Source organism: Verrucomicrobiia bacterium (genome assembly GCA_019634625.1).
Taxonomy (GTDB): Bacteria; Verrucomicrobiota; Verrucomicrobiia; order Limisphaerales; family CAIMTB01; genus CAIMTB01.
Genome location: JAHCBA010000004.1, coordinates 168,662 through 191,665, shown reverse-complemented (window position 1 = coordinate 191,665; position 23,004 = coordinate 168,662). Strand labels below are relative to the sequence as shown.

Annotated in this window: 17 protein-coding genes; all 17 read right to left on the bottom strand. The window is 66.9% G+C overall.

From position 1 onward, the window contains the following. Nucleotides 1-14 precede the first annotated feature (14 nt). The 17 genes from KF833_03975 to KF833_03895 all read right to left on the bottom strand — a co-directional run bounded on the left by KF833_03975 (nucleotide 15) and on the right by KF833_03895 (nucleotide 23,001). Nucleotides 15-740 carry an electron transfer flavoprotein subunit beta/FixA family protein gene (locus tag KF833_03975; protein ID MBX3744444.1) on the bottom strand — a complete coding sequence of 242 codons (726 nt, stop codon included), beginning with the start codon at nucleotides 738-740 and terminating at the stop codon, nucleotides 15-17. A gap of 86 nt (nucleotides 741-826) precedes the next feature. Then, nucleotides 827-1,972 carry an acyl-CoA dehydrogenase family protein gene (locus tag KF833_03970; GenBank protein ID MBX3744443.1) on the bottom strand — a complete coding sequence of 382 codons (1,146 nt, stop codon included), beginning with the start codon at nucleotides 1,970-1,972 and terminating at the stop codon, nucleotides 827-829. 125 nt (nucleotides 1,973-2,097) lie between these two features. Further along, entirely contained in the window at nucleotides 2,098-3,843 is a 1,746-nt protein-coding gene (locus KF833_03965; GenBank protein ID MBX3744442.1) for a right-handed parallel beta-helix repeat-containing protein, read from the bottom strand. Then, a complete protein-coding gene (locus KF833_03960) occupies nucleotides 3,840-5,105 on the bottom strand; it encodes a GNAT family N-acetyltransferase (protein ID MBX3744441.1) in 1,266 nt (421 codons plus the stop codon). The genes KF833_03965 and KF833_03960 overlap by 4 nt, the downstream gene beginning before the upstream one ends. 37 nt (nucleotides 5,106-5,142) lie before the next feature. Then, entirely contained in the window at nucleotides 5,143-6,339 is a 1,197-nt protein-coding gene (locus tag KF833_03955) for an SUMF1/EgtB/PvdO family nonheme iron enzyme (GenBank protein ID MBX3744440.1), read from the bottom strand. Between the two features lie 100 nt (nucleotides 6,340-6,439). Beyond that, nucleotides 6,440-7,651, bottom strand: a complete 1,212-nt coding sequence (locus tag KF833_03950) for an SUMF1/EgtB/PvdO family nonheme iron enzyme (GenBank protein MBX3744439.1) — start codon at nucleotides 7,649-7,651, stop codon at nucleotides 6,440-6,442. Between the two features lie 239 nt (nucleotides 7,652-7,890). Next, nucleotides 7,891-11,175 (bottom strand): DUF1565 domain-containing protein, encoded by a 3,285-nt coding sequence (locus KF833_03945; GenBank protein ID MBX3744438.1) that lies wholly within the window; start codon nucleotides 11,173-11,175, stop codon nucleotides 7,891-7,893. A 191-nt stretch (nucleotides 11,176-11,366) separates the two neighbouring features. Next, complete coding sequence (locus KF833_03940; protein ID MBX3744437.1) at nucleotides 11,367-12,806, bottom strand: DUF1565 domain-containing protein; 1,440 nt, start codon at nucleotides 12,804-12,806, stop codon at nucleotides 11,367-11,369. 323 nt (nucleotides 12,807-13,129) lie between these two features. Next, a complete protein-coding gene (locus tag KF833_03935) occupies nucleotides 13,130-14,530 on the bottom strand; it encodes an O-antigen ligase family protein (GenBank protein MBX3744436.1) in 1,401 nt (466 codons plus the stop codon). Nucleotides 14,531-14,575: 45 nt separating this feature from the next. Next, the gene (locus tag KF833_03930; GenBank protein ID MBX3744435.1) at nucleotides 14,576-15,547 is read right to left on the bottom strand and encodes a glycosyltransferase family 2 protein; all 972 of its coding nucleotides are present in this window, start codon (nucleotides 15,545-15,547) and stop codon (nucleotides 14,576-14,578) included. Between the two features lie 39 nt (nucleotides 15,548-15,586). Then, nucleotides 15,587-16,774 (bottom strand): L-2-hydroxyglutarate oxidase, encoded by a 1,188-nt coding sequence (gene lhgO / locus KF833_03925; protein ID MBX3744434.1) that lies wholly within the window; start codon nucleotides 16,772-16,774, stop codon nucleotides 15,587-15,589. 63 nt (nucleotides 16,775-16,837) lie between these two features. Continuing rightward, on the bottom strand, nucleotides 16,838-17,833 hold the full coding sequence (locus KF833_03920; GenBank protein MBX3744433.1) for an SDR family oxidoreductase: 996 nt from the start codon (nucleotides 17,831-17,833) through the stop codon (nucleotides 16,838-16,840). A gap of 27 nt (nucleotides 17,834-17,860) precedes the next feature. Next, on the bottom strand, nucleotides 17,861-18,586 hold the full coding sequence (locus tag KF833_03915) for a sugar nucleotide-binding protein (protein ID MBX3744432.1): 726 nt from the start codon (nucleotides 18,584-18,586) through the stop codon (nucleotides 17,861-17,863). A 21-nt stretch (nucleotides 18,587-18,607) separates the two neighbouring features. Then, the gene (locus KF833_03910) at nucleotides 18,608-19,249 is read right to left on the bottom strand and encodes a dTDP-4-dehydrorhamnose 3,5-epimerase family protein (protein ID MBX3744431.1); all 642 of its coding nucleotides are present in this window, start codon (nucleotides 19,247-19,249) and stop codon (nucleotides 18,608-18,610) included. Between the two features lie 40 nt (nucleotides 19,250-19,289). Then, nucleotides 19,290-20,384 carry a peptidoglycan bridge formation glycyltransferase FemA/FemB family protein gene (locus KF833_03905; protein ID MBX3744430.1) on the bottom strand — a complete coding sequence of 365 codons (1,095 nt, stop codon included), beginning with the start codon at nucleotides 20,382-20,384 and terminating at the stop codon, nucleotides 19,290-19,292. Continuing rightward, nucleotides 20,381-21,199, bottom strand: coding sequence for a polysaccharide deacetylase family protein (locus tag KF833_03900; GenBank protein MBX3744429.1), 819 nt, complete (start codon nucleotides 21,197-21,199; stop codon nucleotides 20,381-20,383). The genes KF833_03905 and KF833_03900 overlap by 4 nt, the downstream gene beginning before the upstream one ends. Further along, the gene (locus KF833_03895; protein ID MBX3744428.1) at nucleotides 21,196-23,001 is read right to left on the bottom strand and encodes a hypothetical protein; all 1,806 of its coding nucleotides are present in this window, start codon (nucleotides 22,999-23,001) and stop codon (nucleotides 21,196-21,198) included. Before KF833_03895 ends, KF833_03900 begins: the two co-directional genes overlap by 4 nt. Nucleotides 23,002-23,004 lie beyond the last annotated feature (3 nt).

The window sequence follows — 23,004 nt, the reverse complement described above, 5'->3', positions numbered from 1 at the left end:
GGCGGGGGAGGGGATCAGGCATCAAGGACGCGGTCGTGGTCGCGGAGGCGTTGGAGGAGGTCCTCGACGGATTCGAGGCGGATGCCGGCGGAGCGGCGGGCGGTGGGGCGGACATCGAGTACGGTGGTGCGGGGTTCGGCGGCGACGCCGAGGTCCGCGAGGGCGAGGGTATCGATCGGGCGGCGGCGGGCCTTCATGAGGCCTGGGAGGGAGACGTAGCGGGGTTCGTTGAGGCGGAGGTCGGTGGTGACGACGGCGGGCAGGCGGACGGCGATGACTTCGAGGCCGCGGTCGGTTTCGCGGGTGCAGACCGCTTCGCCGGCGGCGGGGGGGAATTCGATCTTCGAAGCGAAGGTTGCCTGGGGCCAGCCGAGATGGGCGGCGAGCATGGGGCCGACCTGGCTGGCGTCGTCATCGACGGCCTGTTTGCCCATGAGGACGAGGTCGGGTTGTTCGCGGCGGACGACGGCGGCGAGGAGGTGGGCGACGGTGGAGGGGTCGAGGTCGCGGGAATCATCGATGCGGAGGGCGCGATCCACGCCCATGGCGAGGACGGTGCGGAGTTGTTCCTCGGCGGCGGCGGGGGCGATGGTGACGGCAGCGATTTCGGTGGCCTCGGCGCGTTCGCGGATGCGGAGGGCCTCCTCGACGGCGATTTCGTCGAAGTAATTGACGATCCATTGGGCGGCGCCGGCGCTGGCGGGGTCGGGGACGCGTTTGAAGGGGACGAGGATCTTCATGGGGAAGGGGAGGGGGGTGAGGGATCAGGGGGCGGGCGGCCTCGCGGAGCTCGGCCCTCCGGAGGGATGGGGGTGGGGTTGGAACATCAGAGGCCGAGGAGGGAGGCGACGAGGTTCTTCTGGATTTCGCTGGTGCCGGAGTAGAGGCGGCTGCCGATGGCGTCGCGGAGTTCGCGTTCGATTTCGGCCTCGACGGTATAGCCATAGCCGCCGTGGATCTGGATGGCGTCCTCGCAGGATTTCACCCAGCAGTCGGAGATGTGGAGTTTGGCGAGGGCGGCCTCGAGGAAGCCGGCCTTGCCCTGGGAGCGGACCCAGGCGCCGTGGTAGAGGAGGTGGCGGGCGGTTTCGAGGCGGAGTTTCATGTCCACGATGCGGCCGGAGACATGCTGGAATTTGCCGATGGGCTGACCGGATTGCTTCCGGGTGCGGGCGTGGCGGATGGAGAGTTCGAGGAGGCGCTGCATGGAGCCGACGGCATTGGCGAGGATGCAGCCGCGTTCCCAGGTCATGGAGCGGGTGAAGAGGTGGGCGCCTCCGAACTCGTCGCCGAGGCGGTTTTCGGCGGGGACGGGGCAGTCCTGGAAGAAGACCTCGGACATGGGGGAGGTACGGAGGCCCATTTTTTCGATGCGGCGACCGATTTCCATGCCTGGGGTGCCCTTTTCGACGAGGAATCCGGTGACGCCTTGGGCGCCGCGGGATTTGTCGAGGGTGGCATAGACGGCGAAGAGATCGGCGACGGGGCCATTGGTGACCCAGATTTTGCCACCGTTGAGGATGTAGTTTGGGCCGTCGCGTCGGGCGGTGGTACCGAGGCTGAAGGCATCGGAACCCGAATTGGGTTCGCTCATGGCATTGGCGCCGATGAGGGAACCGTTGGAGAGGCCGGGGAGGTAGCGGCGTTTCTGGTCTTCGGTGCCGGTGGTCACCAGGGGCATGACGACGGTCCAGAGGTGGGCATTGATGGAGAAGACGAGGCCATTGTCCTTGCAGGCGTAGCCGAGACGTTCGAGGGCGCCGACGGTGGTGAGGGGATCGGCGCCGAGGCCGCCGTACTCGGGGGGTACGGGGAGGCCCTGGATGCCGAACTCGCCGCACTTCTTCCAGCCCTCCTGGTTGAAGCGGTCATGGCGGTCATCGGCGATGAGGTCGCTGGGGAGGTGCTGGGCGGCGAAGCGCTGGACGGCATCGAGCAGTTCGCGTTGTTCGGGAGACCAGGAGAAGTCCATGGAGGGAGGGGATCGGTGAGTGGAGGGAATGATGGAAGCGGGGGGCGGAGCACGGAGGATGACCGTCACGTGGGCGGGAGCCGGGGACTGGCCGGAGGACCGATGATTCTCCCGGGCGGGAGGTACTACTTCACGAGGCGGAAGAGTTCCATCGGTTTCTCGATGGGCAGTCGTATCGAGAGGCGCTCGTCGAGGAGTTGGGGCGTGTGGTCCACGTGGGACCAGGAGCCTGCTTCTGGATCGAATCGCTGCAGGGAATAGCCCGTGCCCGGAGCGGGCCAGGAGACGAGGATGGCGTCATCGGGGGCGGGAGCGATGGCGAGCTGGGGGGGTGTGGAGGCGTCGAGGTAGGCACCGAAGCTGAGGCCGCCGGCACCGGCGCCGAAGAGTTTCGAGTCGGGGCGGAGGCGCAGGCCGTCATCGGCGGTGAAGGGGATACCGTCGGGGCCGAGGGGATCGAGGACATTGACGAAGCCGGGATCGCCGCCGTTGAGGAGGGGGACGCCTTCGAGGAAACCGGATTTGGGAGCGAACTCGGGGGCGGGGCCGGCGACGAAGTTGGGGCCGAGGGAGCTGGCGGTGGCGCCGCCAGTTACTTCGTACCAGCCATGGGTGTCCGGGGTGCGGCTGGCACCGCAGCCGACGAAGACATTGTTTTCGACGACGGCGTTGGTGGCGAAGATGCCGCTGAAGGTGAGGGCGTGCTGGGAGGTGGCGGTGACGGCGTTGCCGTTGGGGCCGACGTTGAGGAAGACGTTGTTGCGGACGGTGGTATTGGCGAAGCGGATGCTGAAGCGGTTGACGTCCACGAAGATGTTATGGCTGATGGTGAGGGGGCCCATGTCGGTGATGGAGCTCATTTTCTGGGCGCCCAGGACGCCGGCGAAGCCGTTGACGAAGTTCCCGGTGAAGAGGATGCGTTCGTAGCGGGTGGTGGGCCAGTTTTCGAAGGCATCGGGGGAGTTTTGGAAGACGACCAGGTCGGGGGCGGAGATGTAGTTGCCGCGGAAGACGTGGTCGGAGCCCATGAAATGGATGGCATCCCAGCCTTGGGAGCGGGTGATGACGTTGGTTTCGAGGAGGTGGCCGGAGCCCTGGATGAACCAGGCATCGAAGCTGAGGTTGTCGAAGGTATTGCCGCGGATGACGGCGTTTTCCGAGCCGGTACGAAGGACCAGGCCGTAGTTCATGGCGCCGGACACGTACACGGGCGGGGCGGTTTCGGCGGCGAAGGCGTTGGTGACGACGAGGGTGTGATTGTCGAGCGAGGCGATACGGTGGTTGCCGCCGTTGAGGATCGGGTTGGGGGAGGCTCGGCCGATCCAGATGAACTGCCCGGGTTGGAAGCGGGATGCGAGGAAGCCGCCCGTGGCGGAGGACAGGGTTCCGAGGCCTTCGGAGCTGGTGGAGAACACGGCATCGGAGACAACCTGGTAGATACCGTCGCGAACGGTGTTGTCGAGGAACTCGAAATGATCGCCATTGGCGGTGACCTCGACGTGGCCGGCGTACACATCGGAGGCGGAGTGGCCGGTCACCTCGAAGCCGCGGACGGAAATGAAGGGGCTGACGATGCGCCAGCCGCGGACGACGACGCGACCGTCGGCGAGGAAGGTGATGCGGCTGGTTTCGTTGGAGCCGCCGCGACCGGACTGGATGCGTTCATCGTAGGTGCCCGGCTGGACACGGACGGTATCGCCGGCGGCCAGGACATTGGTGGCGAACTGGATGGTGCGCCATGGGAGGTCGAGGGAGCCCGGGTTGTCATCATTGCCATGGGGGGCGACGTAGTAGGTCGCCGCCGGCGCCGCGGCTCCGAAGGCGAGGCAGAAGGCGAGGAGAAGGAGGGAGGGGTACGAATGGCACATCATGCGTCGAAGCGCAGGCAGGATAGGGATTGGGAGCGGCCCACCCAAGCGGGAAGGCGGGGCAGGAGGCGGCGATACCAGAGCTTGTGGAGGAGCAGGCGGGAGGCGGCGCCGACGGCATGAAAGGCACGGACCTTGAGGCGCGACGCGGGGCGGCGAGAGGTCACGCGCCAGACTCCCACCGGGACCTGGTCGCCGCCGAGCTGGGTTTTGTGCGTGTAGGAGCCGAGACCGCTGTCGATTTCGCGGATCCCGGCCTCGATGGCCTGCTCGGTGAACCGGATGAGGGAGATGGCGCCAATTCCGAGGCCGTCCCAAGGGTCACCGACGGCGCGGGCGGGGAGTTCGGAATAGAGGGTATTACCGAGACGGAAGGTGTACCGGCTGGCCACGATCCGGCCATCGAGGAGCAGGCGGAAGAACTGGACGCGACCGTGGCGGGCCTGACGGCGGACGAGGTCGCGATTGTAGGCGAGGGCGCCGGGCCAGGCCTCGAAATGGCCGCCTTTGCCGACCTGCCGCCACTGGTCTGCATGGAGGGCGGCGAAGGTGTCGAACTCCGCCTCCACGCGGTCCGGAGCGGCAACGATGTCGCGCTCGACGCGGTAGTTGCGGTCGAGACTGCGGAGGCGTTTGAGCCGGTTTTTCCGTTCCGAGGAGCCGAGGGATGCGAGGTACTCGTCGAAGGTGGACGGAAGGCGGAAGCGGGTGGAGACGTCGCGCGTGTGGAACACGGGGGGGTGTGCGACCGCACGGGTGGCGGCGGCGGCGGCTTCCACGGCCCCGGGTTGGATCCAGTCCGAGGTCACGCCCCCGAGGGAGAGGAGGTCGCAATCCTCCTTGTCGAACAAGTGGGCGATCACTTGTCCGAGCATGGCCCCTGCGAGATCGGGACGGATGGGGGGATTGAAGGCTTTCGGGGGGATGTTGGCGCCGACAAGGCGGGCCACCACGGTACGGAGGGGGCCGGACCCAAACGTCTCGAGGTACAGCGGGAGGATTCCGACGATCCGATCCGCCTCTTCGAAGAGGAAGAGGCGGAGGCGGGCGCCCCGGCCGTAGTGTTCCCACCACGTCTGGAGCCAGTCGAAGGTGAGGTAGATGGTGCCGCCGAGGGTTGTGACGGCGGCATCCCATTCATCGCGCCGGGGCAGGATCCCGTCGAAGGACGTCGCCAGGCGAAGTTGGGGGGCCAGGGCGGGTGCCGGCGAGGCGGGAGGGGCAACCGGCGGGTGGGTGTCGAGGACGGGGGCCTGGGACGTCATGGGATTGAGGTATTGGACCGGACTTTGGGGAGGACGGTCACTGATCGGGGGTACTGGTCGGGCGGTAGGGGATGATGACGCGGAATCCGACATCCTCGACGGTGGCGATGGGACGGGCGGAGGTGTAGCGGGAGGCGTTGGTGACGCGTTCGGCGGTGGTGTACCAGGCGCCACCGCGGAAGACGCGGAAGCGGAGGGTTTCATCGTCTTCGGGTCCGGTGCGGTTGATGTGGAAACCGGACGGGTAACGGGCGGCCCAGTCCCAGCACCATTCCCAGACGTTGCCGGACATGTCGTGGAGTCCGTACTGGTTCGGGGGGAAGGAGCCGACGGGGCTGGAACGGGGACGGGAGTCGGCGTAGTCGGGGTGGAAGTCGCGGGTGGGGCTGACGTCGTAGAAGTTGTTGGTGCTGCTGCGGTAGTTGGCGCGGGAATGGTCAATGAAGGGGGAATCGGGCCAGGGGAAGCGGAGGCCTTCGTAGCCACCGCGGCAGGCGAACTCCCATTCGGACTCGGTGGGAAGGCGGTAGCCGACCTTGGAGAAGTCGCAGGACCAGTTGGCGAGGTCGTAGCAGAGGTCACGGCCCTCCATCATGCCGCGGAAGTTGCAGTAGGCGACGGCGCCGAACCAGTTGACGAAGGAGACTGGGTAGAGGGTGCGGCCGTCACGGACGGAGAAGGTCCCGTCGGCGAACTGGACTTCCTGGGAGAAGGCGCGCAGGGGCATGAGGAGGGTGTTGGTGCCCTGGGCGAGGCGGACGGAGTTGTTGGTGACGAGGATGAGGCCGTGGTCGAAGGCCCACTGGTAGGCGTCGCTGACCTGCTGGGTGGTGACCTCGAAGGTGGCCATGAAGAAGGGGCTGACGAAGGCCTGATGGACGGAGCGAGCGTTGGTGAGGTCGCCGAGGATGTCGCCCATGGTGAACTGGCCGCCGGGGATGAACTGCATGCCGGGCGGGGGCGCGGGGTGATGAACACGGGCGGACCAGACCTGGTTGGAGAAGGTGCCGCGGGTCCAGGGTGACCAGTCGGGGTTATCGAGGGAGAGACTGCGCTGGATTTCGAAGGGACCGGTGTCCACCGCGTTGCTCCAGGTGAGAAAACCTTCCGGACTGAACTCCAGGATTGCAGATGGGAACTCGGTGGCAACGCGGTAGAACTTGCGGAGTTCAGCGCGGGCCGGGCCCAGCATCGCGAGGGTGGAGAGCAGGATGAGGACCAGGGAGCGGGGCATGGTGGAGGGCGGGAGGGGTTGGCGGGGCGGGGGGGGGCGAGGGCCGACGGTCGGATGGGACGGATGGGACAGATGGGACGGATGGGTTGGCGGGGCGGCCTCAGTTTGGGACACGCCGCAGGGTGCGTGGGGGGGCCGGGCGGTAGGGCATCACGACGCGGAATCCGACATCCTCGACGGTGGCGCTGGGACGGGCGGAGGTGTAGCGGGAGGCGTTGGTGACGCGTTCAGCGGTGGTGTACCAGGCGCCGCCGCGGAAGATGCGGAACTGGAGGGTGCCGTCATTTTCGGGGCCGGTACGGTTGATGTGAAAACCGGACGGGTAACGGGCGGCCCAGTCCCAGCACCATTCCCAGACGTTGCCGGTCATATCGTGGAGGCCGTACTGATTGGGGGCAAAGGTGCCGACGGGGCTGGAGCGGGGACGGGTGGCGGCGTAGTCGGGGTGGAAGTCGCGGGTGGGGCTGACGTCGTAGAAGTTGTTGGTGCTGCTGCGGTAATTGGCGCGGGAATGGTCGATGAAGGGGGAATCGGGCCAGGGGAAGCGCTGGCCTTCATAGCCACCGCGGCAGGCGAACTCCCATTCGGACTCGGTGGGAAGGCGGTAGCCGACCTTGGAGAAGTCGCAGGACCAGTTGGCGAGGTCGTAGCAGAGGTCACGGCCCTCCATCATGCCGCGGAAGTTGCAGTAGGCGACGGCGCCGAACCAGTTGACGAAGGAGACCGGGTAGAGGGTGCGGCCGTCACGGACGGAGAAGGTCCCGTCGGCGAACTGGACTTCCTGGGAGAAGGCGCGCAGGGGCATGAGGAGGGTGTTGGTGCCCTGGGCGAGGCGGACGGAGTTGTTGGTGACGAGGATGAGGCCGTGGTCGAAGGCCCACTGGTAGGCGTCGCTGACCTGCTGGGTGGTGACCTCGAAGGTGGCCATGAAGAAGGGGCTGACGAAGGCCTGATGGACGGAGCGAGCGTTGGTGAGGTCACCGAGGATGTCGCCCATGGTGAACTGGCCGCCGGGGATGAACTGCATGCCGGGCGGGGGCGCGGGGTGATGAACACGGGCGGACCAGACCTGGTTGGAGAAGGTGCCGCGGGTCCAGGGTGACCAGTCGGGGCTGGCGGGGGTGAGCCGGCGCTGGATTTCGTAGGGGCCGGAAGGGACCGCGTTGCTCCAGATGAGGAAGCCATCGGCGGTGAACCGGATCGGTACCGAAGGGGATTCGGTGACGACGCGGAAGAGTTGGCCGAGTTCGGCGTGGGTGGTCCGCCCCACGGAGAGGGTGAGGAGGACGGTGAGGGCGAGGATGTGGGGCATGCGGGACAGGAATAAGGGGACCCGGGATAGGTGCCCGGGGTCGCAGGGGTGTCCGGGGTTCCGAGGGAGCCTGGCAGACCGTGAAGGTCGGGGCCAAGGGGATGCGAGGACGACGGGGCCCGCGCACCTGCGGGGCGCGGACGGGGCTGTCCGCGCCCCGAAGGGAACGGGGAGGGCATCGCCGGTGAAGCGCGAAGCGGCTGGCAAAGCCGTTGGCGGGAGCCTGCTCCGATCCGGCATCAGTCCGGGATCTGGCGCAGGTTGCGGGGTGCTGCGGGACGGACCATGGGGCGGAAGTTGAAGGCGAGCGGATCGCCGACGAGAGGGGATCCACCGTTGATGCCGTGCCGTTCCCAGCCGTAACTGCCCCAGTAGGAGGGGTCATCGGGTGGGGCGGTGCGTTTGGAGGCGCCGAGAAGGCCGGTGACGGTATTGAAATCGGCATCGAGCGAGGAGAGCGCGGGGGCAAGGGCGTACCATCCCTGGCGGTCTGAGGCGGGGTTAATGCCGCATTCGAAGAAGAGATTGCCTCGGATGACGGTGTCATGGGCGGTCCCATGGGCGGTGGAGCCGCCCGCGATCACCGAGGCGGTGGTGCGGGCGCAGCGGTAGAAGAGGTTGTTGAGCCACTGGACTCCGTTGGCGGACTGATCGGCGGCGTGGACCTGATGAAAGACGTTGCTGCGGACGATGACGTTGCCGTTGGGGGCGCCGGTGTCGAAGTAGCCCCGGCCGATGTCGAACTGCTGGAGCAGGCAGATGGATCCGGACAGGTTGGGGTTGGGATCGCCGATCACCGTGTTGTGTTCGATGAGGATGTTGGTGAACCAGCGTCCGAGGTGCCCGGACCAGTGGAAGAAATCGACGCGATCGGTGGTGCCCCCGTTCCCGTGGTTGGCGAGGTAGTTATTGCGCACCACATGCCCGTCGCCGTGGAGGCGGACGAAATCCGCCTGGCCACGGGCGGCATGGACCACATTGTCGAGGACCTGGTGGTCGCGTCCCTGGAGGGAGAAGAGACCCTCTCCGGCCTCGAGATTGGCGAAGTGGATGACGTTGTCGGCGATGAGGCAGGATTGCTGATGATTGGCGGGGTTGGCGCCGAAGGCGTCGAAGGCGAAGACGGAGCGGAGGGGATGGGAGAAGCGGACGGAATTGCGGAGGATTTCCGTCTGGCTGGCGGCCTGGCCGAGGAGCACGACGGCTCCCTTGGCGTTGGAGCCATCGAGGTGCCAGCCACGGACGGTATGGCGGGGTTGCTGGAGGTGGAAACCGCCCACGGTGGCGCCGAGGCCGACGAGGTGGATGCGCCGGCCGGGAGCGGGGGTGCGATGGCAGACCAGCCATTCGGGGTAGGAGCCGGGGTGGGCGACGATCCAGGTGTTGGCCGAGAGGTCGGCGCGGGCGTAGGCGGCGGTGAGGGTGCGCCAGGGGCGCTGCTGGGAGCCGTCGCCGGTGGAGTCGTTGCCGGAGGGGGAGACGTGATGGATCCGCACGTCGGGGAGGGCGGGGCGGACGCGGTACCGATTGGTGAAGGTGGCGGAGGTTCCGGCCTCGTTGCGGACGCGGAGGCGGACGGTGAAGGTGCCTTCCTTGCCGAACACATGGGTGACGTGGGGGCTGGTCCGGCCGTCGCGGCGGAAGGAATTGGTCCAGGTGGATCCGTCACCGAAGTCCCATTCGAAGGTGGTGATCCCGGTCCAGTTGGTGCTGTTGGAGGTCAGGGCGCCCACGGAATGGGAGGCGTCGAAATGCACGGTGCAGGGGACGGTGCCGAGGACCTCCGGGGTACGCCAGGGGCGGACGGGTTCGGTACGTTGGAACGGGGCGAGGTTGGTCCAGGCGGGGTCGAAGGCGAAGCCGATGACGTCGTGCCAGCCGGGGACATCGGGGAGGGCGGAGAAGTGGGCGATGGGCTGGCCGACACGGACTGGGACGGGCGGGAGGGCGCCGATGCCGTGGAGGGCGAGGGGCGACCCTGGGAGGGGGCGGAGGCCGTCATCTTCGGTGAAGGGGATGCCGTCCAGGCCGCGGGGGTTGAGGGGGTCGCGGAGGAGGGGATTGCCGCCGTTGAATCCGGTGGGTTCGGTGAAGGTGGAGGCGCCCTGCCAGCCGGTGGTTTCGGCGCTGGCGAGCCAGTTGGAGAAGCCGCCGGAGTTGACGGCATGGACGAGGTTGTAGCCGCGTTCCTGGTTGAGGTTGGCGTGGGAGCCGGTGTCGATGAAGGCGTTGTGGTGCAGCCAGAAATTGCGGATGGGATCGGACGTGGAGCCTCCGGCAGTGACGGCGATGGTGCGGCTTTCCCCGTAGCTGACGCGGTACCAGGTATTATGGGAGTGGACCATGTCGTTCATGCCGCCGCCGATATGCTCCTGGACGCCGACGACGACATTGCTTTGGAAGCGCCAGTTGGCGGTTTCGGCGGTCCGGGAGAAGGTGCCGAAGGGGTTTTGGATGTTTTCGAACCAGTTGCGGGCGATGACGACGTTGGTGCCGGGATAGACGGTATGGATGAAGCCCTGGATGAAGTCGTACCAGCCGGTGCCGGCGGGGTGGGTGAGACCGGCGCCCTCGGTACGGGACCACTGAACGAGGCCGAGGTGATCGATGAAAAGGTTGTCGAGGATACGGTGGTTGCTGCCGTGGGGGTGGATGCCGGCCCAGGAATTGTTGCGGGTGATGGTGTTCGACTGGACGAGGGTGCCACCGGGGCCGATGCCGAGAAGGATCGAGGCACCGAAGAGGTTGGAGAAGGTGTTGTTGACGATCTGGGCATTCGTGGCGGAGAGGCCTCCGGAGGGGACGAACATGACGCCGCGGGTACCGGGGTTGCCCATGCCTGCGAAGATCGGGGCCCAGACAGAGGTGATGGTTTCCGGGTACAGGGCGGGGCTGACGAAGGCCTTGTCGCCGGAGATGCCGGTGATGGTGAAGGCGCGGTCGTGGTTTTCGTAGATGTGGGGATCGATGCCGGCGGCTCCCGCGTAGATCCTGGCGCCGGTTTCGAAACCTTGGGCGGCCCAGTTCACACCGGGTGCGGAGATGCTCGAATCGGTGGCGTCGAAGCGCCAGTCGGGCCTGACGATGGCGGCGGCGTCGCGGATGAAGCAGTTGCGGACGACGACGTTATGGGCTGCAGCCTCGATGCGGACGAAGGCGAGGAGCTGGTTTTGAGCCTTGGTCAGGGTGAACCCGTCGAGGGTGACCCAGGGATGGTTGTTGAAGCGGAAGGTGCGCAGGATGGATTCGCCGCCGCCCGCGGCCCGGATGACGATGGGGTTTCCCGGAGTGCCTGCGGCGCGGGTGACGACGTTTTCGTGGTAGGGTCCGGGTGCCACGACGACGACGTCACCGGGAGCCAGGGCGGCGTTGACGCCACGCTGGACGGTGCGGAAGGGCTGGGTCGGGGTGCCGGGGTGGGTGTCGTTGCCGGTGGGTGCGACATGGTAGGTCGCGGCGAGGGAGGCGACAGCGCCGGCGAAGAGGGCGCCGCACAGGGCCAGGAAATGGGTCAGTTGATTCATCGATCCAAGGACTCTGTCGGCCGTTGGATGCCCACCCTTGAGCCGACTCCGGCCGAAAGGGCCCGATTGGGGACGGCGGGGAGGGTTGGAGGTCGGAGGTGGGGGCGAGAACGAGCCATCCCGCCTGCCCGGGGTGGGGCGAGGCGGGATGGCGGGATGGCGGAGGCGCGCGAAGGCTTGGAGGCGGCGTGCTACGGGATGACCACCAGGTTCTGGGGCGGGGTCGGCCGGGCGCCGAGGGCGCGGTACGGGCCGATGTCCCAGGGCCCGGCGGACTGCCTGAGGGCACCTACGATGTCGTGGGAGAAGCCCGGGAGGCGCAGGGCGCGTCCGAGGAGGGGGCTGTCGGGGCTGGGGCGGAAATCGTAGGCTGCGGCATTGATGAAGCCCGGGTTGCCGCCGTTGTAGCCGTTGGGTTCGTACCAGCGGAAGTTGTCCCAGCCGCCGGGATCGCCGATGGCGCGGGCGGAGGTGTCCTCGCGCAGCGCCTGGAAGCCGGCCTTGGAAATGAAATTGTAGTCGGCGCGGACGTTTTCGAGTTCGAGGCCGAAGCCGTAGTGACCCTGGTTGAGGGAATCCTGGCCGCAATCGAGGAAGATGTTGTTGAGGACCTGGGCGCCGTGGGCGCGATTGGTGCCCTCGACCCAGTTATTGGAGAGATTGTAGGAGCGGCTGCCGAAGTTGAGGGCGGCGCCGGCGTTGACGGTGGAATTGCAGCGATAGAAGACGTTGTTGTAGTACTTGACGCCCGGGATGGTGCAGCTGGCCTGAAGGTCGATGTCGGCGAAGACGTTGTTGCGGAAGGTCCAGTTGCGGATTTCGGGGACCAGGTTGCCTTCGAGCTGGGTGAGTTGACCGGAGCGGATGCGGAGGACGCGATTGCCCTCGATGATGTGGTCCTGGCTGCCGAAGCGGTTGTTGCCGAAGGTCTGGATGAAGTCGATGTGATTGCCGACGCCGGGGACCGGGAAGTTGTTGGTGAAGGTGTTGCCGCGAATGATGTTGGCCTGGCCCCAGAGGCGGACGAAGTCGGCCTGGCCGACATCGTGGACGTAGTTGCCGACGACCAGGTTGTTGTCGCCCATGATGTGGAGGGCGGTGTTGGCGAGGATGCCGGTGATGCGGTTGCTGATGACGAGGCAGTTGGAGGCGGCATCGGTGCCGAACGGGCGGGTGGTGGGGCCTTCCCAGAAGATTCCGCCGACCTGGAGGGCGCTGGCGGCATCGACGACCGTGTTGGAGATGATCGAGGAGTGGGCGCCGCGGCGGACGAAGACGAGGTTGGAAAACTGTTGGGCCAGACCGGAGACGGTGATGTTCTGGAGGCTGTGGTGGGTGTGTTGAAGCATCACCTGCCGGACCCGGGCGACTCCCTGGCCGTCGAGTGTGATCCGGGCGCTGTCCGAAGCATTGCGGGCGGTGCGGACGGTTTCGTCGAAGTAGCCGGCACCGACCCGGACGGTATCGCCGGGCATGGCGGCGTTCACGGCGCGCTGGATGGTGCGGAAGGGAGCGGAGGCGGTGCCGGGGTTGGTGTCATTGCCCAGGAGGGACACATGGAGGTCGGCGGCGAGGACCGGGCCAGCAAGGGCCGGGAGGAGGAGGAGGGACGCGAATCTTGAATACAACATGGTACGGAATGGCGGGGATTGTGATGGCCGGCGGTGCAGATCGCGGAGGTTCGACAGGGGAGGCGGCGTGCCGGCGTGCTGCTCTGCAGCCTGCCGCGGCCGGAGGCCGTGAAGCCTCGTCCCCTGTCCAGCGCCTGGTATGCGATCGAATGTCACCGCCGAATCTATCGGTTCGGCATGATGGAACTTGATCCGGACTGCCGCGCCGAAGGGGTGGGTCGGCGAGGGGCTGGATTCGGAGCCGATTGAAAATCGACGCCAGGCCTGCACGGGCGGGCCACTGAATCCATCCACTGGCGAGGCGTTGACGACCGCCTCGGACTTCAGACCGGGTGACGGAGGGTGCTGCCTTCGATGCCGGGTGGCAAGTCCATCCGAGGCGTGTCGTCGGCCAGGGTCTCCTCCGTGGGCAACGCGGCGGGGACGGAGCGGGTGGCCCAGGCGACGGCGGTGATGGTCCAGAAGAGGTAGTGGAGCTGGCGGGCGAAGACGGTGACGTTGGACATCATGAAGAAGAGCACGAGGGCGCTGGCGCAGAGGCAGATGAAGAGATCGCGCTGGATGCCTTCGGTGCGGCGGGACTCCCGCCACAGCCGCCACGCGACGCTGCCATAGACCGCGAGGGTGACGAAGAGGCCGAGGAATCCGTACTGGAACAGGGCGTAGGCGAAATCGTTGTCCCAGCTCCAGATGGTGTAGTCGGTGTCCCGATAGGACAGCTCCCAGGAGATGGCCTGGTTCAACCCCGAGGCCGGACCGTTCCCGAACAGGATGCGCCAGGGCGAATCCTTGATGCCTTCCCAGGCGACATTCCAGAGTTCGAGACGGTACTGGAAGGTGCCGCCCTTGAAGGAATCGGTGTCCACGGTGGCCGAGGCGAGGCCGAAGATGTTTTCCCAGACACCGGGGCGGGCGATGAGGACGAGGGCGGCGAGGCTGCCGACGACGAAGAGGGGACGTCGCAGGGTTCTGGAGCCGAAGCAGAAGATCAGACCGCCGGCGAGGACGGCGCCCATCCAGGGGCCGCGGCTGCGGGCGTAGTAGCAGGCTGCGAGCATGGCGGCGGCGGCGATCCAGGCATACCAGCGCTGGCGCCGGGCGGGGGCGAGGCGCATGAGGGCCATGGCGAGCGGCCAGCCCATGGCCATGCCGGTGCCGAGGAGGATGCGGTGGCGGTAGGTGGCGCGGACGTCGCGGACCACGGGGGCATCGGGATCGAGCCCGAGGTAGCGGTCCACGAGATTGATGGCGGTGTACTTTTCGAAGGCGGCCATGAGGGCCACCAGGAAGAGGCCGAAGACGGCGGCGCGCAGGACGCGGAGGCCGTCTTCGCGGGTGCGGAGGGTGGTGGCGAGGATGAAGTAGAAGAGGAAGAGCTCGAAGACGAACTCGATGAAGCGTTTGGTGCCGGCGACGGAGTCCTCGGTTCCGAGGAGGGAGACGAAGGCGAGGCCGGCCCAGGCCATGATCCAGCCGGCGAGGGGGGTGGAACGGATGGGATCGCGGTCGCGTTGGAAGACCCAGGCCACCGCAATGCTGAGGAAGACGAGGCGATGGATGGTGAGTTCCGGCAGGATGCCCGGGGTGCGGATTTGAAGGAAGTGGGAGGCGGCGACGAGGACCACCACGGCATAGCAGAGGCCGGAGACAAAATCGCGACGCAGCCGGATCCAGAGCGGGATCAGGATGGCGAGGATGACGGCGGCGATGACGGGTTGGCTCACGGGGAACGGCCGGGGGTGGTTCTCGATGGAGGCGGCGCCGGACGGTTACAGCCTGCCCTCGACGGCGGCTCGGTTGATGAGCATGCCCTTCCAGTCGAAGAGGCAGTAGTACACGGCGGTGAAGAAGGTGCCGGCGGAGGCGCGGGCCATGGCGCCGGATTTGCCGGGGAAGGGGGCGCGGAGGGACCAGAAGGCGGCGCGCAGCAGGAAGTAGGTGGCGGTGAGGAGCCGGGCGCCCCAGAAGGTGAGGGCGGAGTAGTGCTTCTTCACGTTGATGAGATAGGCGCCGTAGAGCTGGAGGGCGAATTTGCTGCGGGCCTGCCGGGTGGTCTGGCCGCCGTAGTGGATGATTTCGCCGACGGGGGCGAACATGACCTTCCAGCCGGCCTTGACGAAGCGGTAGCACCAGTCGATGTCGTCGCCGTACACGAAGAAGATTTCGTCCATGACGCCCACCTGGCGGATGGCCTCCATGCGGACGAGGGAATAGCAGCCGACCACGACATCCACCTCGCGGACGGAGTCGAACTTCCAGTCCCCGTAGAGTTTGCGTCCGAAGAGGGGATGTCTGGGGAAGAGGCTCCTCAGGAAGAGGGCATCGAGGAGCATGTTGAGGGTGGAATAGAAGCGGAAGCAGTTCCGCTGGAGGGTGCGGTCCGGGTTGAGGACACGGCAGCCGACGACGGCGGCCCCGGGGTTCTGGTCGGCAAAGGCGACGGTTTTGCCGATGACATTGTCGAGGACCAGGGTGTCGGAATTGAGGAGGAGGACGTAACGGCCCTGGGCGACCTCGATGGCCTGGTTGTTGGCCCGGATGAAGCCGAGGTTCTCCTTGTTTTCGAGGATGCGGACCTTGGGGAACTTTTCGCGGACCCTCTCGACGCTGCCGTCGGTGGAGCCGTTGTCCACGTAGATCACCTCGAACTCGATATCGCGTGTGCCCTGGTACACGGATTCGAGGCAGTTGAGGAGCAGTTCCCGGACATTCCAGGCGACGACGATGATCGAGACATCCATAGGGGGCGGGGGGTGAGGGATCGGGCCGGCGGGGCGGGGTCAGGGTTCGGGGGTTTGCTGGACGATGGCGTCGGCGATGGTGAGGCAGGCGGTGGCGGCGGGGGACGGGGCGTTGATGACGTGCAGGGTGTGGTTGGCGCGGACGAAGAGGAAGTCGTCCACGAGGGCGCCATCGGGGCGGAGGGCCTGGGCACGGACGCCGGCCTGACTGGGGACGAGATCACCGGCCTGGATGTCGGGGATGAGCTGTTGGAGGCTGCGGACGAAGGCGGCCTTGCTGACGGAGCGGTGCATTTCCTTGAGGCCTTCGCGGGCGTGTTTGGCGGCGAGTTTCCAGAAGCCGGGGAAGGTCATGACCTCGAGGAAATCGCGTGGGTTGAAATCGGTCCGCCGGTAGCCCTCGCGTTTGAAGCTGAGCACGGCATTGGGGCCGGCGTGGATGGAGCCGTCGATCATCCGGGTGAAGTGGACACCGAGGAAGGGGAACTCCGGGTTGGGGACGGGATAGATGAGGTGCCGGACGAGGTGGCGTCGATCCGGGCGAAGTTCGTAGTATTCGCCGCGGAAGGGGACGATGCGGGACGGGGGCTGGTCGCCGGCGAGGCGGGCGACACGGTCGCTGTGGAGTCCGGCGCAATTGATGAGGAACCGGGTGGGGAACTCGCCGGCGGGGGAATGAACGACGAGGGAACCGCCCGAGGAGACGATGCGGGTGACCGGGGTATTAAGGCGGAGATCGCCGCCGTTGCGGGCGACGAGATCCGCGAGTTTCCGGCAGACGGCCCGGTAATCCACGATGCCGGTGGAGGGGACGCGGAGGCCCTGGAGACAGCGGACGTGGGGTTCGATGTCGCGGACCTGTCCGGCGGAGAGTTCCTCGACCTGGAGGCCGTTTTCGAGGCCGCGACGGTGGAGGTTCTGGAGGAGCGGGAGTTCGTGGGGGGCGACGGCGACGATGACCTTGCCGCAGGTTTCGTGGGGGATGCCGTGTTCGCGGCAGAAGGCGACCATGGCGGCGTTGCCTTCGCGGGAGAGGCGGGCTTTGAGGCTGCCTGGCTTGTAGTAGATGCCCGAGTGGATGACCCCGCTGTTGCGCCCGGTCTGGTGGGCGGCCCAGGCGTCCTCCTTCTCGAGGAGCAGCAGCCGGGCCGAGGGATTCCTCCGGGAGAGGGCCCATGCGGTGGACAGGCCGACGATGCCTCCTCCGACGATGGTGTAGTCGTACATGGGAATGCCGTTTGAACCCCGGTCATGGACCCGGGGGGAGGGTCCCGCCGAGCCCGATCCTCGTCACCGGGCGGTCTGGGACGCGGTGGATGCGGCGGCCGGGCCGACCTTCATGGATTTGAAGACACGGATGTTGTAGAAGGCGTCGCTTTCGAAGTCGCCGTATTCGGGGAGATGGGAGTGGAGATCCTCGATGATATCCTCGACGGAGTGTTGGGGCTGGAAGCCGAGGTAGGTGCGGGCGCGGTCGATGGTGACCTTGTAATTGCGGAAGTCCTGGATCTGTTTGATCTGGATGCCGACTTTGCGGCCGGTGAGTTTCTCGGTGCGGTATTTCACCATGTCACCGACCTGACCGATGGTGTAATTGCCGGAGGCGACATTGTAGACGCCGTTGATGGAGTGGTCGGCCTGGATGGCGCGGAGGTAGGCGGTGGCGGCGTCGCGGATGTCGAGGATGGGGCGCCAGATGGAGGCGTTATTGACGGTGACCTGGCCCTGGGTGAGGGCGGCCTTGAACATGGTGTTGACGATGAGATCGAAGCGCATGCGGGGGCTGTAACCGCACACCGTGCCCTTGCGGAGGGCGATGACGGAGAAATCGGCGTCCTGGAGCTGGAGCACGCCGCGTTCGCCCTGGAGTTTGGAGATGCCGTAGGGGTAGCCGCAGGTCACCGGGCTGTCCTCGTCATAGAGCTGGTTGACGGTGTACCCGTACACCGAGCAGGAGGAGCCGTAGATGAAGCGCTTCACGCCGGCGCGTTTGGCGATGTAGGCGAGGTAGGAAGGGATGGCGCCGTTGGCGAGGAAGTTGGCCGAGGGATCGAACTCGGCCATGGGGTCGTTGGAGAGACCGGCGAGGAAGATGACGTGGTCGGCGCCGCGCAGATCGTCCTCGGTGCAGTGGATGAGGTCCTTGCGGGTGACCTTGACCTCCTTGGGCAGGTGATTGCCGAACCAGAGGAGGTCGATGACCTCGACCTCGTAGCCGTGTTCGAGGAGGACGGGGATGAGATGGGAACCGACATAGCCGGCGCCGCCGGCGACAATGATCTTCATGGGCAAAGGGAGGGATGGGACTTGGGTTTATCGGGAGACTTCCTGGACAAGGCTCTGGTAGCGATCGCAGTTGAGAGAGGTATCCACGGGCACCTTGAAGGCGACGTCCTTGACGGACATTTCGCCAATGGGACGGGACGGGTCGAGGCTTCTGGCGTACTCGAAGACGGTGCGGCGGGGACCGCCGACATGGACGACCCCGCAGGCATCGGAGCGGACGAGTTCGAGCAATTTTCGGGCGAAGACCGAGGCCGGTTCGCGGCTGGTCCACTGGTCGGTGAAGGCCCGGTCGTAAGGAAAGCGGTCGGGGCCGAAGGTGGTGCGGACGATGAGGGCGCGGTCATAGAGGCGTGCCGCGCATTCGCCGCCGAGCTTGGACCAGGCGTACTTGTTGACCGGATGGACGGGGTCCGACTCGAGGTAGCCGCCCTTGTCGCCCTGGAAGACATAGTCGGTGCAGATGTAGATCAGGCGGGCGCCGTGTTTGAGACAGAGCCGGACGACATTGGCGGTGCCGATGATGTTGGCCTCGATGGCGCGGAGGGGGTCCTTGTCCACCTGCGGGGGCGAGGTGAAGGCGGCGGCATGGACGAGTTGCTGGAAGGGGTGGGCCGCGGCGTACCGTTCCATGCCTGCGAAGTCGGTGATGTCGAATTCGGCGCGGGTGGGGTAGAGGAACTCGGGGGCCAGATGCCGGACCTGGGAGCCCAGCAATCCGCCGCCGCCGGTGAAGAGAACCGTGGGTGTGCTCATGAGGGGAGAATCGGCGGTGAATCAGGCCAGTTTTTCGAGGGTGAAGTGATCCGAGCGCGGGTCATCGAGCCATTGGCCCAGTTGGAAGGCGTTGCGATCCTTGTCGGTGACCAGCTGGGTGGTGGGGGCGATGGCGTCGAAGACGGCCCTGGCGGCGGGGTCGCAGAGGCTCCAGTCGATGTCCTTCGCGTAGGGTGTGACACCGGCTTCGCAGCCCTGGCTGTATTCGCCGGAACAGAAGTATTCGATGGTGGTGTCGATGGGGAAGACATTGCCGTGGGCGAAGCCGGGCGGGACCCAGATCCATTCCTGATGGGGTGCGGAGGGGTCGGACGGCATGTCGTGGATGATGGCCTTGCCGAGGGTGGGAGAGCCCTTGCGGATATCGAGGACGATGTCGAGCATGCGCCCGGCGACGGTGCGGACGAGTTTGCCCATGTAGGGATTCCACTGGAAATGGAGGCCGCGCAGGGTGCCCGCCCGGGAGAAACTCTCGTTGCACTGGACGAAGTCCGTGGCGCGGAGGAAGTCCATCTGGGGATGGTTGTTGAAGTCACTGCGGCGGTAGTGTTCGGCGAAGTAGCCACGGTGATCGGGAAAACGGGCGAACCGGATCACCTTAACGGAAGGAATCGACAGGGACTTGACCTCGAGGATTTTCATAGGGAATGGACCGAAAGGGGGTGTGTTGGACGGCGGCCGATCAGGGGATGGGCCGGGGACGGCGGGCGCGGGCCATCAGGCTCTGGAGGCGCTCCGCCAGGGAGACACAAAAGGTGCTGAACGGGTCGGCGCTGAAGGAGAAGCGGCCCGGGAAGCGGATTTCGTCGCCGCCCATGCCCTGCTTGAAGTGATACACGCCGGGGTTCTTTTCGGGGTCGATGCCGCCGAGGTCGTATCCGCGGCAGCCGAGGGCCTTGAGGCGCTCGATCATGCGCCACTGGAGGAGGTAGGAGCCCTTGCTTTTCATGCCGGCGTCGCTGGTGGCGCCCAGCAGGTAGATGCCGGATTCGCCGACGCGGGAGGCGACCAGGCCGGTCATGGGCTGCCCGTCCTTTTCGCTGATGAAGACGAGCATCTTCTGGGATTCGGGGAGGCGTTCCTGGATCCGGCCGAATTCGTCGGGATCGACGGTCGTGTCGAAGTTCTTCCGGGCCATCATCTCGTGGTAGAGGCGGAGGAAGGTGTCGTAGAGGTCGCGACCGGTTCCCTCGCGGACGGTGAGGGCGTTGCGTTCGGCGCCGTTGAGCTGGTTGCGCCACTTCTGGTCGAGCTGCCTCCGCAGGACGTCGAGGGGCGGGGAGAGGTCGAGGCGGAGGGAGTGGTAGGGGCGGACGCCGGAGTCGGGGCGGAAGCCGAGTTCGGACCAGATCTGGCCGGCGGCGGACCAGCGTTCGTCTCCGACGGGAAGGGCGGGGAGGATGCGGACGAGGAGGCGGCGGCGTTGGGCGTATTCGGCGACGATGGCACGGGCGACGGCTCGATAGCGGCTGGGATCCCAGGATTCGCCGCGGGGGGTGCAGACGGGTCCCCAGCGGAGGTAGGCGACACCCCGGCGGACGACGGGGAGGCGGACGATGCGGAACTGGGCGAGGGCGATGGGCCGGCCGTCGCGAAGGAGGGCGAGGTGGCTCAACTGCCGTTCCCCCCAGGAGACGGCGCCGTAGGCCCAGGTTTGGTAGAGGCTGGCGTCCTCGAAGCCGTCGAGGAACTCATTCCAGCGGGCCTCGGTCATGCCGTCGATACGGACGACATCGGGTGCCTGGGCGGGCATGGGGGGGGCGATGGTGGACGTCATGAGGCGGGGAAACGTCGCCGTCGTTTGGCGACCTGGAGGTGGCCGAGCCAGCGGTAGGCGCCGGCGATTTTGAGGCGGAACTCGACCGGCCAGTCATCGGGATCGACCGAGACGCGGCCGGTGACGGATTCACCGGCCTGGGTGAAGGCGGGGAGGGGATCGCTGGTAAAGATCCGGCGGTAGCCGAGGTCGAGGGCGGCGCGGCGGAGTTCCGGGCGGTGGGCGCCGTAGGGGAAGCTGAACTGGTCCACGGGGCGCTCGAAGAGGGCTTCGAGGGAGGCCCTGGATCCGGCCAGTTCGGTGCGGGCCTGATCGGCAGGGAGGCGGAGGAGATTCGGGTGGGTGACCGAGTGGGAGGCCAGGGTGATGGACGGCTCGGCGGCGAGGGTGCGGAGTTCGTCGGCGGACATGACGCGGTCCTGGGCGGCGAAATCCCGGGCCCGTTCGAGCCAGGAGGGTGGTTGACCGAGGCAACCGGACGGGATGAAGACGGTGGCGGGGATGGAGCGTTTCTTCAGTTCGGGGAGGGCGTGGTGGAGGACGCTGACGAAGGCGTCGTCGAAGGTGACCGAGACGTGGCGTTGTCCCGGGGCGAGGGGGCCTTGGTGGAGGGATGGGACCGGGGAGAAACGCCGGAGGATTTCGTCCATCTGGCGGGCGAAGAGGGGACGGTGGGCGGCGGGGACGGCGTGGTAGTAAATGACGGTGGCCCGAGGCGGCAGGGGTTTGCCGGCGAGGCGGAGGGCCAGGTCGAGGAGGCGGTCCCAGGCGAAGACCGCGAGACTGATGGCGAGTCTGAGGAGTCGCTTGATCATGCGCGGCGTTCGAACCAGAGCTTGAGGGTGAGGAGGGCGACGAGGAGGAAGGTGTCCCTGCCGGCGTAGGTGCGGATGTCGGGGCGGACGGCGTCGGGACCGAGGACCTGGCGGAAGAGATCGAAGGCCTCGGGGTTGGGACGTTCCCAGAGGGATTTGAGGGTGGCGCTTTGGGCCACGTAATGGTGCCAGTCGGGCCAGGAACCCTCGGTGGCGAGGGTGGGGCGGAGTTTGCGCAGTTTGCGCTTGGCGCGGAGCCAGGAGGAGGCGAGGCAGACGGTCGCCGGGTGGGCGCCGGGCCGGGCGCCGGTATTGGCATCGGGGACGCGGGCCACCGGGGAGGACCGGGTCAGGCGGAGGACGGCCTTGAGGAAGATCGAGCGGTCGAGTTTGAGGGTGTAGGGGAGGGTGCGGTAGAGGGCGAGCACCTCGCGATCGGAGACGGGGAGGGCCCAACCCGTGAGGCGCTGGGGAACAACGCGCTGCTGGTTGTCGCCTTCGTAGCAGAGGGGGAAGGTGCGTCGGGCCTCGACTTGGAAGACGGCTTCCGGGGTGGATTGGGTTCGAAACTCCGTGGGGATCCGGGCTTCCCAGCGATCGCGGACCGCGCTGGCGAGCGGGGAGGCGGACGAGCGATGGCTGAAGTAGAACTGGTGGCGGAAGGGGCCGAGGCGTTCGCGCCCGGTGAGCCAGTGGCGGTCCAGGTTGAGGGGGAGGGCCTTGAAGAGGTAGTCGCAGTAGCAGCCGGTGAGGAGATTCTCCGCGCCCTCCTGGTGAAGCCGGTCGATGACGCCCAGAAAGTGGTTGTTGGCGAAGGTGCCCATGCCGCCCGAGATGCGGACCCCCGCGGCGGCATGGTCGCCGTAGTATTCGAAGGGGCGTTGGAACGGGAGGAAACGGACACCGAGGGAATGGGCGACCGCCTGGGCGACGCGGAACTCCGGATTGGGCTGGTCGTAGCAGGTGAAGGCAAAGACACGTTCCGGATCCTCGATGCAGGCCAGGAGGGCGCGTGAGTCGAGGCCGCCGCTGAGGGCGACGGCGGTGGTGCCGAGGCGGGGCAGGGTACGACGACGGACGGCGCGGCGGAGGGCTTCGGCGAGGGCCCCGGCGAGATCTTCTTCGGAGGCGTTGGGATCGGCGGCGAGCGAAAAATCGAAGGTTCGGTGCCGGGAGAGCGTTGGCGGCGCCTGGTCCTGGAAGGTCGCGGTCACGGTGGACGCGTGATCGACGGCCTTGACGCGCTCGTAGTAGGTGTGGGGCGGGGTGACCGTGTTGGTCAGGAGGAACTCGGCGAGGGAGATCGTGTCCAGACGGGAGTTCTCGCCGGCGGCGTCGGCGACGACATCGGGGTGGGAACCGAACACATCGCCGTCGGGGGTGTGACCATGGAAGACCGGGAAGGCGCCGGCACAGTCGGTGACGAGGTGGAGGGTACGGGTGCTGGGATCGTGGAGGATGACGGCGACATTGCCGCCGATGGACTCGAGGGCGGGGAGACCGGACTGGCGATAGCGGAGGAAGGCGATCTTGGCGGCGAGACCGCCGGGGTCAGGCAGGGACTGGGCCTGGTCCCACTCGGCGGCGTCGAAGGCGGGGCGGCCGGCGATGGCGACGAAGATGCCATTGGGATCGAGATAGGGGCTCCAGAGGTCGGGTCGGCCGGTCTGGGTGAGGACGAGGCCGAAGTCGGGAGCCGTGTGAGAGAAGGCGGCGATCCCGGGGTTGAAGCGGAGGTACCCGGCGGCGGGGTCGAGAGCGCGCCGGCCGGGGGGGCGAAGATCGAGGAGGAAGTCGGCCATGGA

What these genes read in the sequence shown, in the direction of transcription:
- lhgO (MBX3744434.1), bottom strand. Translation starts at nt 16,774, where the DNA reads ATGTACGACTACACCATCGTCGGAGGAGGCATCGTCGGCCTGTCCACC.
- KF833_03940 (MBX3744437.1), bottom strand. Translation starts at nt 12,806, where the DNA reads ATGTTGTATTCAAGATTCGCGTCCCTCCTCCTCCTCCCGGCCCTTGCT.
- KF833_03960 (MBX3744441.1), bottom strand. Translation starts at nt 5,105, where the DNA reads ATGACGTCCCAGGCCCCCGTCCTCGACACCCACCCGCCGGTTGCCCCT.
- KF833_03975 (MBX3744444.1), bottom strand. Translation starts at nt 740, where the DNA reads ATGAAGATCCTCGTCCCCTTCAAACGCGTCCCCGACCCCGCCAGCGCC.
- KF833_03900 (MBX3744429.1), bottom strand. Translation starts at nt 21,199, where the DNA reads ATGATCAAGCGACTCCTCAGACTCGCCATCAGTCTCGCGGTCTTCGCC.
- KF833_03895 (MBX3744428.1), bottom strand. Translation starts at nt 23,001, where the DNA reads ATGGCCGACTTCCTCCTCGATCTTCGCCCCCCCGGCCGGCGCGCTCTC.
- KF833_03955 (MBX3744440.1), bottom strand. Translation starts at nt 6,339, where the DNA reads ATGCCCCGCTCCCTGGTCCTCATCCTGCTCTCCACCCTCGCGATGCTG.
- KF833_03945 (MBX3744438.1), bottom strand. Translation starts at nt 11,175, where the DNA reads ATGAATCAACTGACCCATTTCCTGGCCCTGTGCGGCGCCCTCTTCGCC.
- KF833_03965 (MBX3744442.1), bottom strand. Translation starts at nt 3,843, where the DNA reads ATGATGTGCCATTCGTACCCCTCCCTCCTTCTCCTCGCCTTCTGCCTC.
- KF833_03930 (MBX3744435.1), bottom strand. Translation starts at nt 15,547, where the DNA reads ATGGATGTCTCGATCATCGTCGTCGCCTGGAATGTCCGGGAACTGCTC.
- KF833_03910 (MBX3744431.1), bottom strand. Translation starts at nt 19,249, where the DNA reads ATGAAAATCCTCGAGGTCAAGTCCCTGTCGATTCCTTCCGTTAAGGTG.
- KF833_03915 (MBX3744432.1), bottom strand. Translation starts at nt 18,586, where the DNA reads ATGAGCACACCCACGGTTCTCTTCACCGGCGGCGGCGGATTGCTGGGC.
- KF833_03905 (MBX3744430.1), bottom strand. Translation starts at nt 20,384, where the DNA reads ATGACGTCCACCATCGCCCCCCCCATGCCCGCCCAGGCACCCGATGTC.
- KF833_03950 (MBX3744439.1), bottom strand. Translation starts at nt 7,651, where the DNA reads ATGCCCCACATCCTCGCCCTCACCGTCCTCCTCACCCTCTCCGTGGGG.
- KF833_03970 (MBX3744443.1), bottom strand. Translation starts at nt 1,972, where the DNA reads ATGGACTTCTCCTGGTCTCCCGAACAACGCGAACTGCTCGATGCCGTC.
- KF833_03920 (MBX3744433.1), bottom strand. Translation starts at nt 17,833, where the DNA reads ATGAAGATCATTGTCGCCGGCGGCGCCGGCTATGTCGGTTCCCATCTC.